The sequence below is a fragment of the Propionivibrio sp. genome, from assembly GCF_049316945.1.
Classification (GTDB): Bacteria; Pseudomonadota; Gammaproteobacteria; order Burkholderiales; family Rhodocyclaceae; genus Propionivibrio.
The window spans coordinates 1-15,449 of the sequence record NZ_JBMOJE010000114.1 but is presented as its reverse complement, the minus strand read 5'-3'; the positions used below and the strand labels follow the sequence as shown (position 1 = coordinate 15,449).

Here is a 15,449-nt window from a genome sequence, read left to right as displayed (position 1 = left end):
AAACGCCCTGTTGCCAAGAAGGGACATGAATCCGATCTAAAAGAACGCACACTAACTAATCTCTACAATTCCAGACCGGATTGGCTAAACAAGGCGCATCTTTCCATCGACACCGCCGTAGCCGCCGCTTACGGCTGGACCGATTACAGCCCAGCCACCACCGACGATGAAATCCTGAAAAAACTTCTTGCTCTGAATCTTGAGCGAAGCAAGGCAGCCGAACCTTGCCCAGATACGAAAGAACCAGACCCTTCGGAGAAAACCGCGAAACCGAAGAAACCCAAGAAAAATCAGGCGTTATCAATTTCTACATCAACTCCTTCAGCAACTCAGGATGACGCCCAAGAAGATGCCCTGACACCCGCATAAACAAACGATCTACAGCGCCAATGCCCGGAGAGCCATTATTCATGCGGTTCTTCGGGCTTTACTTTATTGCTTGATAAACACAACAGAACTGTTTAATATTTTTTTCATGAACTTCAAACAGATGAAGAAATGGCTTGAGCAACAAGGCGCGACTTTCATGCCGGGCAAAGGTTCGCATCTGCATGTGTTTCTCAATGTAAACGCTCGATCCTGCCGATGCACAACGCCGAACTGAAGACCGGAACAGCGGAAGGCATCAAGAAGCAACTTGGTATTAAAGGAAAATGAATCATGTTTGATTACCCTGTAGTTCTTGAAGCCCAACCAGAAGGGGGCTTTGTTGTCACCTTTCCGGATATACCCGAGGCAATCACCCAAGGGGAAGACGAAGATGAGGCGTTGCTCTATGCCGTCGAGGCGCTTGAGTCCGCGATGTTGTTCTACATTAACGACCGTGCTCCGCTTCCCGTGGCGTCCGCAGCCAATGGCCGCCCAACGGTTCGCCCATCGGCTTTGGAGTGCGCCAAACTAGGCGTTTATCAAGCAATGACCGAGCAAGGTATCAAGAAGGCGGAATTGGCTCGCCGCTTGGGTTGGCATATGCCGCAAGTGGATCGACTGTTCGACCTTTCCCACGCCTCGCGCTTCGACCAGATCGAGGCCGCAGCGCGTGCGCTTGGGCGTCATATCGAGATTCGTGTGGCGTAGTGGATTCATCAACGAATAAAAGTGGCTAGGCTCACTTTCCATCGCTGCACGGATGGAAACTGAGCCTAGCCACTTTTAGCTTCAACCTTGCCATGTATTTCAAAGGAGGCGGTAAAAGCTTTGATACATGATGGGAAAAGAATAAGGGCCTTAACCCATCCACTGTCCCGAACCTCCCGGAACCTGCGTCTAGCGCCCATGAAAGTCTGTTAAAGCCCTTGAACAAACTATATTCATTCCATCCGAACCCGTCAAGCCACAATAACAATAATAGGGGAGCACGGTTTTCTGTTTCTTCGGTTCTGAAAACGGGAAACCATAGTCCCTATTGTCTTATGGGCGAGAGCCGTGCCCCTATTGTTTTGCACTACTTGATCGTCTCAAGCTCCTTGGCTCGTTTGGCCGTGAAGCTGGCCACGCAATCCGCCGCGACCAAAGCATCGTTCTGGCCTCCGGAATCTCCCACCATTGCACATTGCTTATCACGGGCTTTAATCCACTGACGCTGAGCTGAGCGCAACACCACCTTGTCAGCCGTGTTGGCTATAGCCACTTTCCACGCTACGTTCAGGCGCTTATCTTGTAAAGCGGCCTCTCCGGCGGCGCAATCGGTCATGTCCGGCATCGATACCGCCTCTTTCATGCACGCGTTATAGGTTCCGGAGAGCATGGAGTCTGCAAGTGCCGGAGCTGGCTGCGCAGCGGGAGCAAGAGGAGCAGCTACATGCGCCTGAACGACAGGCTTAGATACCGTGGTTGGAACAGGGGCGGAGATCCCATAAGAAGCCTTCAGGGTGTCGAGTAACTTGTTCGACACGATGAACAACCCATTGTTGCGGTCTCGCCACTCAATCACATAGCCCACGGGCAAATCTCCCCGGCTGTTTTTCTCAGTGGCTTCGCATGCGCGCTGAGTCAGATCAACACCAAGCTCTCGTACCGGTGTCATGGCCAGAATACGAATGTCGCCGTAGACTATAGGGTATTGCTTGTAATACCGGGCGCGGGAATCGACCAGCATGTTCATTACTTGTTCAGTGTTGCACTTGGGCAAGTCAGCGGCCATAACGGTCGCCGACTCAACCAATGCGACGACAATCAATATGATCTTAAGAATCATTCACTTTTCCTTGAGGTTATTACCAGATAATAACCGCGATACGGTTAAGGTTAAGAAGTATAAGGTAAAAGAATGGGGAACAGCCAGATGCTGTAAGCCGTAATGGGCGATCTATCCAGCGGGTTAAAGTTCCCTGACAGGAGTTGTCCGTACGCCTTTCTAGCATCGGGAAGCGTTGGCATTCTGCCGGCGTGCGTATTCCACACCAATCTGGACACCCATTCCACGCGAACCGGAGTTAAGCGTTCCGCGCGGGGGGGGTACGCTCGACAAGATTCTGTAGATTCTCTGAGTTAACGGTCGTTCCAAACCAACGGGTTTCGTCGCTGGAGCTTGCACCATCCCAAGGCTAGGCAACGGGCCTTGCGTTAGGGGATTGACATGCTCTACTAGCGTTGGTAACTTATCATTACCTTCTGCACCCACACTGCGGACAATCGGAATAGGCCCAGTGTGCATAGACTCGGTTTTGCCACCATCCTGGCCGGGATCAACAGAAGGAATCTCTTCTTCTGATTCGGTAGATTTCGCCTGATTGTCATCATTTGACGGCTGGGTTACACTGACAAAGCTCTCCCGAGCGTCTGCTGTCTCCGTCCCGGTGAAATTGGCGGTTTCAGGAAACGGGGCATCGACACCGGACGATGCGGTATCTGCGCGATACCAGAGCATTTTTCCCCGCCTCTTTCTTTGCATGGCTTTCCTTTGGGCTTCTGGTCTTCCATATATAGAGTTGTTACGCCGTAATAACCGCCGCGCGGTTGTAATTCAAATCAAGTCGCTTGAGGACGTAACGTTCTGCGCTTTGACGCCCCGAAATATTGAGAACACGGAGACACAAACATGATTAATCTGCGGCGCGATACGGACTAATAAAAATAGGAGCGGTTTGCAGAACCAACAGAAAACCGTGGTTTGTCCACTGCTGTTTATTTGCGAAGTCTGGATTTCCTTTATTCCCGCCTGCAAGGGAATAACGGGAGATATCTGATTAGTTATTAAATATCAAGATAATTTCGTGCTTCTATGCTTAATTCGCTACCTGCTTGTGAAATTACTTCGTGACGCAAACTTATAACAATTTCATCAAGATTTATTGGGAGCGATTTCTCATCTGGGTGTAGTGGCATCTCACAACCCCCGCTATCAAAGTTTCCATCGTAGTCGCGAGTTTGCATCCAAAGTGCAATACGAACGGCTTCAGTCTCCTCTTGTAGCGCATCCTCGATTACATCATCAATCGTGCTTTGTATTTCTTCCCAAAATGGATAATCTGAACCTACACGGTTATACACACTTAATTCATCCAAAAAAGTTCTTAAGCCACCTTCCTCCATCAGTGGATTAACATCAAGTTGGCGAACTTTCAGCACAACCCTTTTTAGGAGTGCGTCAGTCATATCATCTTTGATTTGTTCTGCGAAGAGAAGCGACGCTTCCCTATAAAACCCTGCTACCGACTTTTCTTCTTCCAATGCCGATGAGTCAGTTCTAGCTAAAAAAGCTTTAGCCAACAATGGAAGCGCACAACAAAAAAACTTCGGGTCATTTTTAAAAACTTCCGAGTTAACCAATTGTTCTGCAAATTCGTCAACCGCAGATTCAACCAATTCACGCGCTGATGTTTTGTGATTAAAATACCCATGTTTTCTAATTTCAAAAGCAAAACAACCAGCCTCTGCGACTTCCAAGATTTTTGTTGCTTCTTCAAATGCAGTAGAAAAATACAAGTCCTCAAAATATCCTGCGTTATCGTTAATTTCTACTTTATTTTTTTGCTCAAATAAATCTTGAAACACAGAAAGAGCTTCGTTTATTGTTGTAACTAACATGGAAAGATGCTCATAGATTGATGTGCCTAATGTTTGAATTCACTAGCGCTGTGCTGCTTTATCACGCGGCGGCCGGTGGAATGTGGGTTGGACGAAGCCGCACGATTTATCCTTCAATTTCACGCGCTCGTTTATGAGGGGGATTTTGCACAATTTCGTGAGGATATGCCACACCCAATAAAAGGGGATACGGTTTTATTTTTCTTAAAATATGAAAACCGTGGTCCCCTGTTACCGTCACGATGACGGAGCAGGGCACGGTTAGCGGCCTTCTGTTGATTTTGATCATAAGGTTGGATAGAATCTGATTGCCCTGTGGAAATATTGCGCTCGGACGTTTCGGACGTATGCGCCTCGCCAGCTTCGGTTGCAGTAGGTGGCAGGATGCGGATTTTCCATAGGGTTTTTGCTGCCAGCTGTTCCTCACCGTCGACGTGTCTTATATTCAAATCGTTCTCGACTGAGGGGGCAATAGCTGACCCATCCTGACAACTTAAGCATTGATCATACAGCGGGTTTGCTGGCGTGGTGTTTGTGGGATTTATGCCACGAAGGTCGTGGTTGCTCACGTCCAGGCCGGAATTGCTGAAGGTCTTTGATTATTTCGTTGAGCGCGGAAGCGACCTTTCTGGCCGTGGGCAGGGCCTTGAGAAGCCAGCGTCCCAATTGAACTTTGAGCCTCCCAACCCCCGCGCGGGCCAGGCGCTCTATAAAAAACAGAGCTTACAAATCTGTTTCTTAGGAGTAGGCAATGGGCATTTTTTGTTAAAAGACGTCGGCTGCACAATCTTCTTGGGGGTGTTGTAAAAGAGCCTTGATGTCCTGGCCTTATCTAGACCCCTGATAACCCAATCAGGGTATTCAGCCAGTGTCTTACCATTTTCTGAATTTCATTACCGGTTATTGTTGCCATTCATATATTGGCGGACGGAGCCGAAGATTTTCGGTGATTTTTCCAGGGTCATCTCCCATGTTGCACCGGCTGTTGCTATACTTAATTCACGACTGGCGTGGGTTATCAGGCTGACTTAGCCAAGCCGAAAGGATTGATGAGCTAACTAGGGTCGCCAACCTAGCCCGCCAGCCGCTTTATCTCACACGAACCGCCACCTTTGGCGGTTTTTTGTTTGATGCTGATATATGGCTACAAAGGCAAGCCAGAGGATGCCCCGCGCGTCGTCTTCCTGTTCGTGCAGTACCAGAAACTAACCGCCATCAAACCGGAGTCCGCCAAAAAGACATAGCCTGAGAGCCGCATGAATAGGCGCTCTACAGCATGTATGGAAATCAGGCCGCCGAGTGCGTCTTAAGCCAGTCTTTGACGGCCTCATTAACCCGTGTCTGCCAGCCCTTTCCGCTTGCCTTCAGCGCAGCCAGTACGTCGGCGTCAAAACGGATGGTCGTTGGCACCTTGGTAGGCGAACGACTGGGGCCGCGCCTGCGATTGGCTAGCTTTTCGCGTAACTCTGGCAACGAACGGCTGACGACAGCGTTTTTCCAGTACGCCTCAACGGCGGATGGATCGTTTGGATCGTAAGGACACTGCGCATCGGCGATGTTTTCCGGCGCGGCGTCGATTAATTTTTTCCACGCTTCAGGGTTATCTGGAAAACCATGTGGCAAAGCGTTTGATTTCATGTCGAGTGGCCTTTCGAAGGCTGATCACGTGAAGATCATTTCCCCGCTCGGTACAGGTTAGGAACACCACCGCGCCGCGCAAGTAACCGATCACATTAATGCGCAATTCGCCATAAGCCAGTCGCGCATCCTCTTCGGAGATCACAGGGCCGTCAAACACGGCATCGCAGCCCACGAAATCCATTCCATGGTCTCTAATGTTGCTTTGGCGTTTCGCTTCGTCGTAAGTGACCACAAGCAAATTGTACTAACAAATTCACTGTAATTCAAACAAAGATTCACTTTCCGACAGTATCGATTTGCGATACTTTTTTTGCAGGGTTACTTATGGGTAAGTTGCCCAACATTCACCCCGGAGAAGTTCTCAAGGAAGAATTTCTTGATCCGATGAGCATTACTCCCTACCGCCTGGCAAAAGCTATCGGGGTACAGCAGATTCGTATTGGCGAAATATTATCCGGTCGCCGTTCAGTGACAACAGATACCGCTTTGCGCCTGTCGCAGGCTCTGGGTACGACGCCGGGGTTCTGGCTTGGATTGCAAGCCGACTTCGACACGGAAGAGATCGAGCGAGTTCTGCATGGGAACCGTTACATTTGACACGCTTGACGCAACGCGAAGGCTTCGTGACGCCGGGTTTGACGAGACGGTTTTCCGAGCTCTATCGGATGCGCAAGAATGACTTGTTACCAAGGGCACTTTGACGACAAGTATGCACTGGTTCAGTGGATGCTTGGCGTGACAATCGCGCTGTCGATAGCCAACTTTACAAAGCAGTTCCTCTAGCAGGTTTCTTGAGCATTTGTCGGAAACACGGTCGTATCTCTTCGTACATTGGCGGCAAGGGATGGTTGGATCGTTTGCTTGATGGGAGTGGAATGAATCGAGAGGTTCACGTTCCGTTCTGTGAGAGGCTGGGGGTGCAACTCCCCCTGCCTACTTGCCATCGTGTCCATTGGTGCCTTGACGTCGCCCTCAATAATGACCAGATGCGGGCTCGCATGAAAAACGCCGGCGCCAATCTCGCCATCATCCTGCGTCTTGTCCTCAATCTCTTTCATCTTGATTCCTCCCGCAAGGGCGGAATCCACAATCGCCGCATTCTCGCAGCCTCCTCTGATTCCTATCGCTCCAGCCTCCTCGGGATACCAACGGTTTGATGCAATTGCCCTGTAGTTGAATTGACATTGATATTGGTTGCGTCTAAATTTGGTGTGTCATCCGCACCCGCCGAGCAGCCTCTCTTGCAAGAGTCTCGGCGTATAGCGTGATTCAGCGATGAATCAAAAGCATCGGAGGCCACTTGAGGGGCACCCATTTCGTCTTGGCATCGTGTAGGGACGAAGTGCGTAGGCTGAAATGCTTCATATGCCGCATCCAGCGCACCCCCTCTATTCCCATCAAATTCAGGGTGATAATCGGTCAGCATCCAAGCGTTGCTGCCGGGCTTTTTAACTAACGAAACAATATCCCCCCGTCGATACCTTTAACAGCAACCATATCAGCAGCCCCTGACGGGTCTTTAATTAGGCTGCCAGAAGCAATAATCGCCACGGCTTTTATGATGTACGCAATGGCTTGTGCTTTGGTAATGAGGTTTTTTTGTTGCCTCGCCTCGACGACATGAGTCATTATTCCGAATCCTGGATTATTCCGAGTACGCAGTCGGATTTGGTGTAGTAGCTGTTCAATTTCAACGAGTTTTAGCGAGCTTGAATGCTGGATTACTCTGCATAATCCTGCTGTCTTCTTAGACTGGCGATGTCGCCAAAGTTACGAGGAGACAGGCAATGATAGATCGGTACTACAACGGCGCTACGTCAGCACAACACTCAAATGTTGGCCCACTGGCGCCCCATCTCGATGGATTTGCAGCACGTCTTACGCGGGAGGGTTACGCCCATACGACGGTGCAATCGAAACTGCAACTGCTCAATCAGCTCAACCACTGGCTCAAACGGCGCAAGCTTCAAGCTTCGGACTTTGACGAGCAGCGCGTCCATCTCTTTCTGAAGGCACGTCGCCAGATGGGTCCTCGGCGCGGCGATGCGGTCACCTGCCGACAGCTACTCGAATTTCTGCGAGAACTCGGGTGCACGCCGAGCCTGCCTGAGCAGATCGACACCACCTCGCTCGAATGTATTCAGAGTGACTTCGTGCGCTTCCTCCGAGCGGAGAGAGGGCTAAAGTCTGTCACGATCGCGGCCTATTTGCGTACAGTGCGCTGCTTTCTGTGCCAGCGCTTCGGACAAGACGAATGCCGGGCTGAAGCGTTACCTGACAAATCGCCCAGGCCAATTCAACTACCACGCCGCCATTCAAGCTGGATTACCTATCGGCTCCGGCGAAGTAGAGAGCGCATATCGCTATATCATTCAGAAGCGCCTCAAACTGTCCGGCACCTGGTGGAAGCCAGAAAACGCCCAAGTCATGCTGAACCTCCGCGTCACCCGAGCAAATGTAGGATGGAATCGATATTGGGATGCCATCGCCGCTTGAGTCATTCTCAACCGTCACTTTCGATCACCCCCCCCCTTTTAGCTCTCGAATTGACAAGAGGGTATGTTTTGCTTAAATTTAGATTGTCGACGTTTACGGAAAGAGCTGGGATCGGTTCCGTATCTCCATCCGAAGCCGCTGGACACTCTTTGGATGCGTTGACACTCTTGCCGTATGCTGTTATGAGCCAATGGTGAGTTTTGCCATCAAGCTCAAACTTTACAGTCCCTTTGAATTTCCTTTGAACTCGAAAAGATTCAACAAAAGGTGCCAGACTCAGCTTCTATCGGTGCACCTTACCCAGACTCATGATTGCAAAGCGCCTAATCGGTCCCTATACTCTATTTTCCAAGGCCGGGTGACCCTCTCTAAGTCGCCGAGTGGGTAGGCATTCAAATGAGTCCTGCGGGAAGTCAGTCGCGCCTGACGCCGACCTTGGAATCTGTTTGATTTCATGAAAACTATTCCCGCCATTCTTCATGAAACACCACAGATCACACCGTCTCTCCATGCCGCGCAATAACACCCTGTAAGGTATTCAGCCTCTTCCGGCGCAATATCCTTAACAACCACGCCTGAGGATCGGCCATAAACGCTCATGCCAATGCTGCGTTGTGCCTCAATCTGCAAGGTCGTACTCACTTTAGCTTCCATGTAGCTCAACGCGGTCATTACGGCAGGCTTGATATTATCTTCCTGCATCAACTGGAATGATTTTAAGGAAGTTATATGAGGCACCGGAGACAAGGTCAGCCGCTCACTGACTCCACACATAGCCTATTGGCTCTGCCCACTCGTCGTTTTCGGGAGGGTCGCAAGTCTCCGGATATTTTAACTATAACCCAATAATCAGTGAAAATGAGTGGGGTCACGTGATTTGATGGTCCGATGTTCAAGTAAATTGATGGAACATGGACTGATTCGAAATTGAAGCCGCCGCCAGTCATCATGGCTGTTGGGGCGAAATGCCGCACCAACAGCCATGATTCAGCGTATTGCCCCTACACCGCGTCAAGGGTACGCTTCGCCGGGCTGCATACAGCCGCAGCCCGCCCTTGACCCAGCTCCGGGTCGCCAGCGTCATATCCTACGGTTTGAAGACTCAAAACCGATCGCCTTTTTTCATCGAATTTGATGGCGTTTCGACCCATACCGCATATGCCAAATAGTACAACCCTTGATTCTCGGTGCCTAAATGACCGACCATCATCTTCATGATCATTATTTGATCACGATAAACGAAGGGTTACCTTCACTCCATTACCGATCGTGATTACTTCAAATATTCCATGAGTTACATTTACCACCATCAATGACCGTGATCAAAATCGCTCGTTTTACCATCATGAATGCTGACCGTACTCAAAAACACACAAGGTACGACCAGTCGCTCACTGGCTCCACCACCAACCTGATAGGTTGCTGCCACTCGTCGTTTTCGGGAGGGTCGCGCACCTTGTGCGATACCACTATAACCCAATCGCCAGCGCTCCTTCAATCAGGAAAATGAGCCTGGCGCCATTTGGCTTAATAACCTACTGGATGACGATGGCAGGCGGTCTTGACGGATTCGTCAATGGGGTTGCATTTAAATTGTTCTCGACTGAGGGTGCGCTTGTTGACCATAGACACCAACCGCGCCACATCCCCAGTAATTTCTAGGTCGAAGAACAGCCCGTCTGTGTCAATCTGGGTGACGGGACCCATAAATCATCCATCGCCATACTGTGCATCTTGTCTTTCTTCCGCGTTGCCGGGGCTTTGTGCTTCTTGGATAGCAACCCGTGCGAGTTAGCTAAATCACATTGTCAAACAAACATTCGCATAACCAACAAATGTCTTGCGGAAGATTTTTTAGATACGTGATTTCATCGGCCTCGCTGTCAAACAAAGGAGCGTCGTCATCGTCGCTATAAATTGGCCTGGTTACGAACGGAACATCCTGCTTCAGTTCCGCTTCCTCAAAATCTGCCAACCCCAACTCATTCCCCAAAGCCCGCAGCGCGGTTGCCAGCGAAGCCCAGGGTTCGAATTGAGTGTCACGCAAGAAACTCTTGGTTTTTAGCCCGTCATCGTACCGGCCTCGAGAATTGACTCCACAGGTGTCTGGGTCGAACCACGTTTCCTGTATGTCGATAAAAAGCGCCGGTACGATTGTGCTGACCTTTGCCGTAAGCTGAACAAAGGGGAGCCCAGAACACCGCAGAGCTTCGATTTTTTCTTCTTTGTTGTCATTGAAATACCCGTCCTGCGGATCGCCGATACGGTGCAGGTGGAATTCACAGACATTCTCATACCCGGACCAGAGGTGAGGCTTTTCACAATAAAAGCCATGCAAGGCAAGCAGCGGCGGCAAGCGCGCCCAGAAATCCTTCGACGGTTGTTTATTGATCTTCGCCAGGTCAGGCCAACGCAATAGACCATAGGGAAAGCAGGCATGCAGCCTTTCTTCATGTGCAGCGTTCATTTATCCATTACCCCGTTCAATTGGTCAGTTGAAAACATCCGCTTCGGCGAGAGGCACTACGGAGATGCCAAGTGCGCGCAGTGCCATGGCAATTTGCTTGACGATCAGTTCGACGTTACGGCACTGGAGTTCTTCGCGCTTGGCGAACATGGCTGGCATAACTGCATACGGTTTGATGAGCTCGAGGATTGCTTTGTCGCTCAGAATGCGCGACAGGTAGGCCGCTGCGTGGATCACCTCATGCACGATTGTCGTCTCACTCAAGCCCTCGCTTATGAGATGAATATCGGCAACGAGTCCGCCCGCCTGTAGACTTTTTTTCCTCGGTATAACACACCCGGAATATACGTACTGCGGTCGGCTCCGCGTGACACGTCGATAGGTTTCCTGGCAAGAGTGAATGTAGCAATGCAAAAACCATTGGGTTACCAGCGTCTTGATGTGGAACATCTTGATGTACGACCCATTTGCATAGAGTGTGTGAAGAAAAAACGTAGGTGCGCTTGTCTCAGGATTGATTTCACCATACAAACGCCTGCGCCAGGCAAGGTGTTTCTTCTGGCGTTCATCAAGAACATCGCAGACAGAGTTGCCGGCAAGTAATGCGATTTGTTGAGTACGGCTCAGGCTCGGTTCGGTCATTTTCCCCTCTGCTCGATGGTGTCTTCTCTGCTGTAGATTCCCTACTCTTTGCTAGAGCCAACATTCCCAGGGCAATCTTTCCGTTCAAAGTCATGCCTATCCCTCAGTCTTGTGATACTCATTGCAAACTGGGCAGTATAGCCGCCATTGAATGCCCGCTCAGCAGTTCACGGCAGATGTATAAGGGCGCGGTGCCGAAAGGGTGTTTTGGCCGAGGATGAAACCGCCAGTCCACCATTTCGACTGGCAGCTTGATGATCATAAAGCCGCCATTGCCCATGAAAACATCATCTGTCTCTTGTGGGTCGCGACGCGACCGTCATCTCTTTGAATTCATCGGCGGAAAGCGGTCAGTGAAATTCCGACTCCTGGAAGCGGCCAGTCGTCATCGAGTGTTCCGGTGATCGCGCCCGCCGAGAATGAAGGTGACGCCTGCCGCTCGTGCATATTCGGCAACCAGGCGACCGGTGTAGCCCGTCGCGCCGTAGATCATCTGTTTTCATCGTTCAGTGCTGCCAGCTCTTGTAGACAAATTCGAGACTATAACCGTCAGGGTCGAGGACATTGGCTGCGTAGTAGCGCGGGTCGTAGTGCAACCGGGCTCCAGGAGCGCCATTGTCAGTTGCGCCCGCCGTCATGGCTTCTGCGTAGGCCGCATCGACTTCGCCCCTCGATTTGGCGACAAAGCCGAGATGTACGGACGCACCAGACACGACGCCTTCCCGCAACCAAAAGAACATTCGGCCTTCACAGCCAAAGCCCTTGAGGTCGGGATGCCCCGGCGGGCCTTCCCGACCGTCGTAATCGTGGCGGTTGGTGATGCCGAGCGGCGTCAGCACCTTGGTATAGAACGCGATTGAGCGAGGGATGTCGCTGACCGAAAGAAAAACGTGATCAAGCATTGGTGATCTCCTCTGATTTAGATGTTATAGCCGCCAGCGACCTCGATCGACTGAGCCTTGACCCAGCCATGGTCGTCCGAAAACACTGGCTCGTAGCCGAGTCGAGGCAGTGTAGATGTAAATTTGCTCGCCGAAAACCGGTCGTTCAGCGAGGTCACCAGAAGCCTGCGCTATTGAAATAGGATGGCCACCTCAACTGGCGGCTCATGGCCGTACTGAGTCAGATCATAGCTTAATAATTTTCATGCCATTCAGATACTGCATCGCACAAAAAAATCATTCATGAGAATCGGATGTTCCTTTGGATTTCCGGCGCTGAAATTCAGGCGAATGTGGAAAAAAACAGGTCTGCGGTTGGACAGTCAAAAGCATATCCGCAATATCCTTGCTGCTGGTTGGCGGATACCAGAAAGTTACCTTTCTGCAAAACCCTGCAATTTGATCTGCTTGCAGTCGGTGTTGAGCGTCGGTCCTGACCTGCTTCTCCTTTGAGTCCTCGCGATCGCAGGCTATGACAACGTTGTTTGCTGCGGATAGAATTTGCGACATGTGAGGCATCTGGATCCAAGATCGACAGCCAGAACCGCCAGTCACTATCGTCGTCGGCGGATCCCTAAGGATCGAATGCAATGCCAGCGCGTCGACCCCGCCCTCCACGACCCAGACGATATCCGCTCTGCCCTGAAGGATTGCTGGGAAAGCCTTGTCGCTGCCAGTCAAATCACGTTTTGGAGTGGGATCCGTAGGTAAATAGCCCCGGCGCGTCGCGCTGAGTATTCGCCGACAATCGTAACCAACGAAAAGGACGGCTCCGTCGATGTGCCAAAGCATCCCGCAATCTTCAGCCTTGTTCAGCACGTCCAGTGTGATGCCGCGTTCTAGCAGATATGCCCGCCCGGCCTGTCTATCGACCTCGCCCCCCCTCGGCAATCGTAGACTCTTGACCTTCGGCACAACCGGCAATGAAGGCTCGCATGAATTCGAGCGCAGCAAGAACGCCAACGCGGGCCGGAATTCAAAACCGGTGAGGTGCTGCGCAAGCGCAACATTGTCTCCGATACCCAATCCGTCAGCCGAGCACCAAATCAAACGACCGTCTTTGTCACTCCCACGAATGCCGTTGCTGAGTTCAACGTGCCGCCCATGGCGTCTAATGCCCAACTCAAAGACCTGCGCCACCCGCTCAGCCGACAAGGTATTTCCATCAGTTGCCGCAAGCCATACCACTGGTTCCTTGCGCCTTTTGAAATGAGCAAGGCTCATGATTCGTGCCCCTCATAAATCCACGCTCTGCTCTCCATTTTCCAGGTCTGCCGCCCCCTTCCAACGATCACGACAATTCGCCGGCACCGACACAGCCACAAAAGTCCTTCTTCCCCGCTGGTTATCACCCCTCCGGGGTCGGCCGCTTGCGGCCGGGGGGCTGAGGTGGAGCGATATTGAATTGGATTGGTGAATGAGCCATCTCTCGGAAGCCCTGTTTTTGCAGTGGTTTCAAGGAGGGGGCCGAGGGGGCAGATTATTTTGGAAGAGTTTTCCACGCCTTCTTGTCGTGGTGCTTTTACTGTTCTTTTTATAGGAGTGAAGAAAACGAAGAAGAACTGGTGGCGCCGGTGACGGGAGAAAAGTTCAGGAAAAAGCCCGCCCCCACGGCCCCCTTTGAAAAAGCTCCTATTGGATAGCGATATTTCAGCGTTCCGCCCGGAGGCGCGGTGCCCCCGCGCCGGCCCCCGGTTATGCATAAAGGCCCTTAGCATGACGATTTCAGGGAAACATTACACAATCGCTCGCCACGAATCTTTTTAAACTCCAACTCGTTGCCCACTACTTCAACAATTCGCTTCCAGAATTTGGGAGAGGCGACTGGCGACATACCACTCGCCCTTGCCCAGTCGGCATATTGTGTATAAAGCTTGGGCTTTGGTGTTCTGGCGTCGGGCATGAGTTCGCCCGAGGTCTCCTCCCACCAGCTCGCTACAGAGTTGGTATCGAGCTTTGCCTCAAGCAAAGCATTTTGAATGGCCTGAGGCGCTTCTGGAGCGAATCGACCGCGTGCCAACAGGCGCATCAAGCCCCGAATTGCCCAATTGAGTACGCCACTTAACTCTTGCCGAATGATCGTTTCAGCCAGTTGTGAATCCCGATTGGCGGCAGGTATGCTGATGTCAAAAGGTACGATATCCCATCGCCGCCAAAAACCCGCCGATTGATCTGTCACGGTCGGGAAGTGGTTGGCTAGCACCAACCATTTCCCACTGATGCGCAGGCTGATAGGGTCACGATATTTTCTGTCAATCTGAACTAATTCGCCTGCGATCAGAGTTTTGATAATTTGTTCATTGATGCCCCGCTGAGGTGCCTCATCGCAGTAAATCAACGGTGCGCCAACCATTCCGGCCAACTTGAAGCCATCTAGTGAATCGAGCTGCACAGCCGCAACTTTATGATGCAACGCTTGCACGACGTTGGCGAGTGCGCCCTTCCCGTTAGCTCCGTTTCCGAGCCAAAGCTGAGCGTGCTGAAAGCGCGCATCAGATAGAAAAGTGTAGCCAATATATTCCTGCACACGCTCTCGCACCGACCTGTCTGGCAAGATCTGTTCGAGAAATGTGTTAAACATTTCTGGCTCATCGGCAAGGGGGTCATAGTCGCATTTTATGCAATGCTGAAAACCAAGCGACTTATCGTGCGGACGTAAGCAAGTCCCATCGCCTTCTATGTGTATGTACCCATTGACCGCAGGGATGATAATTTTGTCCAGCGCGGGAGCTGCAAGAAGTGGCAGATACAACGTCGCAGATTTTATGACGATCTTCGCGTTAGCCGGATTGGCGCGATCCGCATCCTCATTATCTAGCAACCACGCGTAGGCCATTCGCTCGGCTGTACTGTCTTCGAGGTTTTCCCAATGCGTGCCACTCCAGGCCCAAAGCAGGGATCCATTCGTTGCATACAAACCAGATTTTGCGAGTTGCTGCGCAAAGCGATGCGGCACGAACGGCGGGCGCGTTTTGCTCTTATTCTGTTCGCTCACCGAACACCGCCTGTGCTTGTAACTTGCACGCCTTTTAATGCCTGGTGGAGATCACTTAACGGTAATGAAAACACGGCCTGACTGAATTGCTCAGCTAGGCGGATGGATGCGCTAAAGTGGCGCCGAATCGATGACGAAGTCAAAATATAAAGCTCCGAGGAGCTGGGTAAACGGACGGTACAACGTGTCCTTCCGGCAAGAGTGCATGATTTTTCTTAACCAGCTTGCTATCGTCGTC

At 51.2% G+C, this 15,449-nt stretch carries 16 protein-coding genes; 3 read left to right on the top strand and 13 right to left on the bottom strand.

The window, feature by feature from the left end; all coding sequences use genetic code 11:
* Together ACOYNV_RS20390 and ACOYNV_RS20385 are read left to right on the top strand one after the other, a co-directional pair.
* The coding region (locus ACOYNV_RS20390; RefSeq protein ID WP_422901648.1) for a hypothetical protein at positions 1–369 on the top strand (369 nt) is incomplete at its 5' end.
* A gap of 291 nt (positions 370–660) precedes the next feature.
* Positions 661–1,077, top strand: coding sequence for a type II toxin-antitoxin system HicB family antitoxin (locus ACOYNV_RS20385; RefSeq protein ID WP_422901647.1), 417 nt, complete (start codon positions 661–663; stop codon positions 1,075–1,077).
* 367 nt (positions 1,078–1,444) lie between these two features.
* Here ACOYNV_RS20385 and ACOYNV_RS20380 read toward each other — a convergent pair whose 3' ends face one another.
* The 4 genes from ACOYNV_RS20380 to ACOYNV_RS20365 form a co-directional block, all read right to left on the bottom strand.
* A complete protein-coding gene (locus tag ACOYNV_RS20380) occupies positions 1,445–2,197 on the bottom strand; it encodes a lysozyme inhibitor LprI family protein (RefSeq protein WP_422901646.1) in 753 nt (250 codons plus the stop codon).
* A 998-nt stretch (positions 2,198–3,195) separates the two neighbouring features.
* Positions 3,196–4,029: a hypothetical protein gene (locus ACOYNV_RS20375; RefSeq protein WP_422901645.1), complete on the bottom strand. Its 834-nt coding sequence runs from the start codon at positions 4,027–4,029 to the stop codon at positions 3,196–3,198.
* A 1,287-nt stretch (positions 4,030–5,316) separates the two neighbouring features.
* Positions 5,317–5,667, bottom strand: a complete 351-nt coding sequence (locus tag ACOYNV_RS20370; RefSeq protein WP_422901644.1) for a BrnA antitoxin family protein — start codon at positions 5,665–5,667, stop codon at positions 5,317–5,319.
* Positions 5,630–5,851 carry a BrnT family toxin gene (locus tag ACOYNV_RS20365; RefSeq protein ID WP_422901643.1) on the bottom strand — a complete coding sequence of 74 codons (222 nt, stop codon included), beginning with the start codon at positions 5,849–5,851 and terminating at the stop codon, positions 5,630–5,632. Before ACOYNV_RS20365 ends, ACOYNV_RS20370 begins: the two co-directional genes overlap by 38 nt.
* Positions 5,852–5,994: 143 nt before the next feature.
* Between ACOYNV_RS20365 and ACOYNV_RS20360 the strand changes: the two genes are divergently transcribed.
* The gene (locus tag ACOYNV_RS20360; protein WP_422901642.1) at positions 5,995–6,267 is read left to right on the top strand and encodes a HigA family addiction module antitoxin; all 273 of its coding nucleotides are present in this window, start codon (positions 5,995–5,997) and stop codon (positions 6,265–6,267) included.
* Positions 6,268–6,449: 182 nt separating this feature from the next.
* Here the strand turns inward: ACOYNV_RS20360 and ACOYNV_RS20355 are convergent, their stop codons facing one another.
* The 9 genes from ACOYNV_RS20355 to ACOYNV_RS20315 all read right to left on the bottom strand — a co-directional run bounded on the left by ACOYNV_RS20355 (position 6,450) and on the right by ACOYNV_RS20315 (position 15,211).
* On the bottom strand, positions 6,450–6,728 hold the full coding sequence (locus tag ACOYNV_RS20355) for a hypothetical protein (RefSeq protein WP_422901641.1): 279 nt from the start codon (positions 6,726–6,728) through the stop codon (positions 6,450–6,452).
* Between the two features lie 394 nt (positions 6,729–7,122).
* The gene (locus ACOYNV_RS20350; protein WP_422901640.1) at positions 7,123–7,299 is read right to left on the bottom strand and encodes a hypothetical protein; all 177 of its coding nucleotides are present in this window, start codon (positions 7,297–7,299) and stop codon (positions 7,123–7,125) included.
* 1,344 nt (positions 7,300–8,643) lie between these two features.
* Complete coding sequence (locus ACOYNV_RS20345; RefSeq protein WP_422901639.1) at positions 8,644–8,913, bottom strand: hypothetical protein; 270 nt, start codon at positions 8,911–8,913, stop codon at positions 8,644–8,646.
* 780 nt (positions 8,914–9,693) lie between these two features.
* Positions 9,694–9,873 carry a hypothetical protein gene (locus tag ACOYNV_RS20340; RefSeq protein WP_422901638.1) on the bottom strand — a complete coding sequence of 60 codons (180 nt, stop codon included), beginning with the start codon at positions 9,871–9,873 and terminating at the stop codon, positions 9,694–9,696.
* Between the two features lie 88 nt (positions 9,874–9,961).
* Positions 9,962–10,633: a hypothetical protein gene (locus ACOYNV_RS20335; protein ID WP_422901637.1), complete on the bottom strand. Its 672-nt coding sequence runs from the start codon at positions 10,631–10,633 to the stop codon at positions 9,962–9,964.
* 24 nt (positions 10,634–10,657) lie between these two features.
* Positions 10,658–11,275: a hypothetical protein gene (locus ACOYNV_RS20330; RefSeq protein ID WP_422901636.1), complete on the bottom strand. Its 618-nt coding sequence runs from the start codon at positions 11,273–11,275 to the stop codon at positions 10,658–10,660.
* 506 nt (positions 11,276–11,781) lie between these two features.
* Positions 11,782–12,177 (bottom strand): VOC family protein, encoded by a 396-nt coding sequence (locus ACOYNV_RS20325; protein ID WP_422901635.1) that lies wholly within the window; start codon positions 12,175–12,177, stop codon positions 11,782–11,784.
* Positions 12,178–12,453: 276 nt separating this feature from the next.
* A complete protein-coding gene (locus ACOYNV_RS20320) occupies positions 12,454–13,440 on the bottom strand; it encodes a hypothetical protein (RefSeq protein WP_422901634.1) in 987 nt (328 codons plus the stop codon).
* 487 nt (positions 13,441–13,927) lie between these two features.
* A complete protein-coding gene (locus tag ACOYNV_RS20315) occupies positions 13,928–15,211 on the bottom strand; it encodes a DNA primase family protein (RefSeq protein WP_422901633.1) in 1,284 nt (427 codons plus the stop codon).
* Between the last annotated feature and the right edge of the window lie 238 nt (positions 15,212–15,449).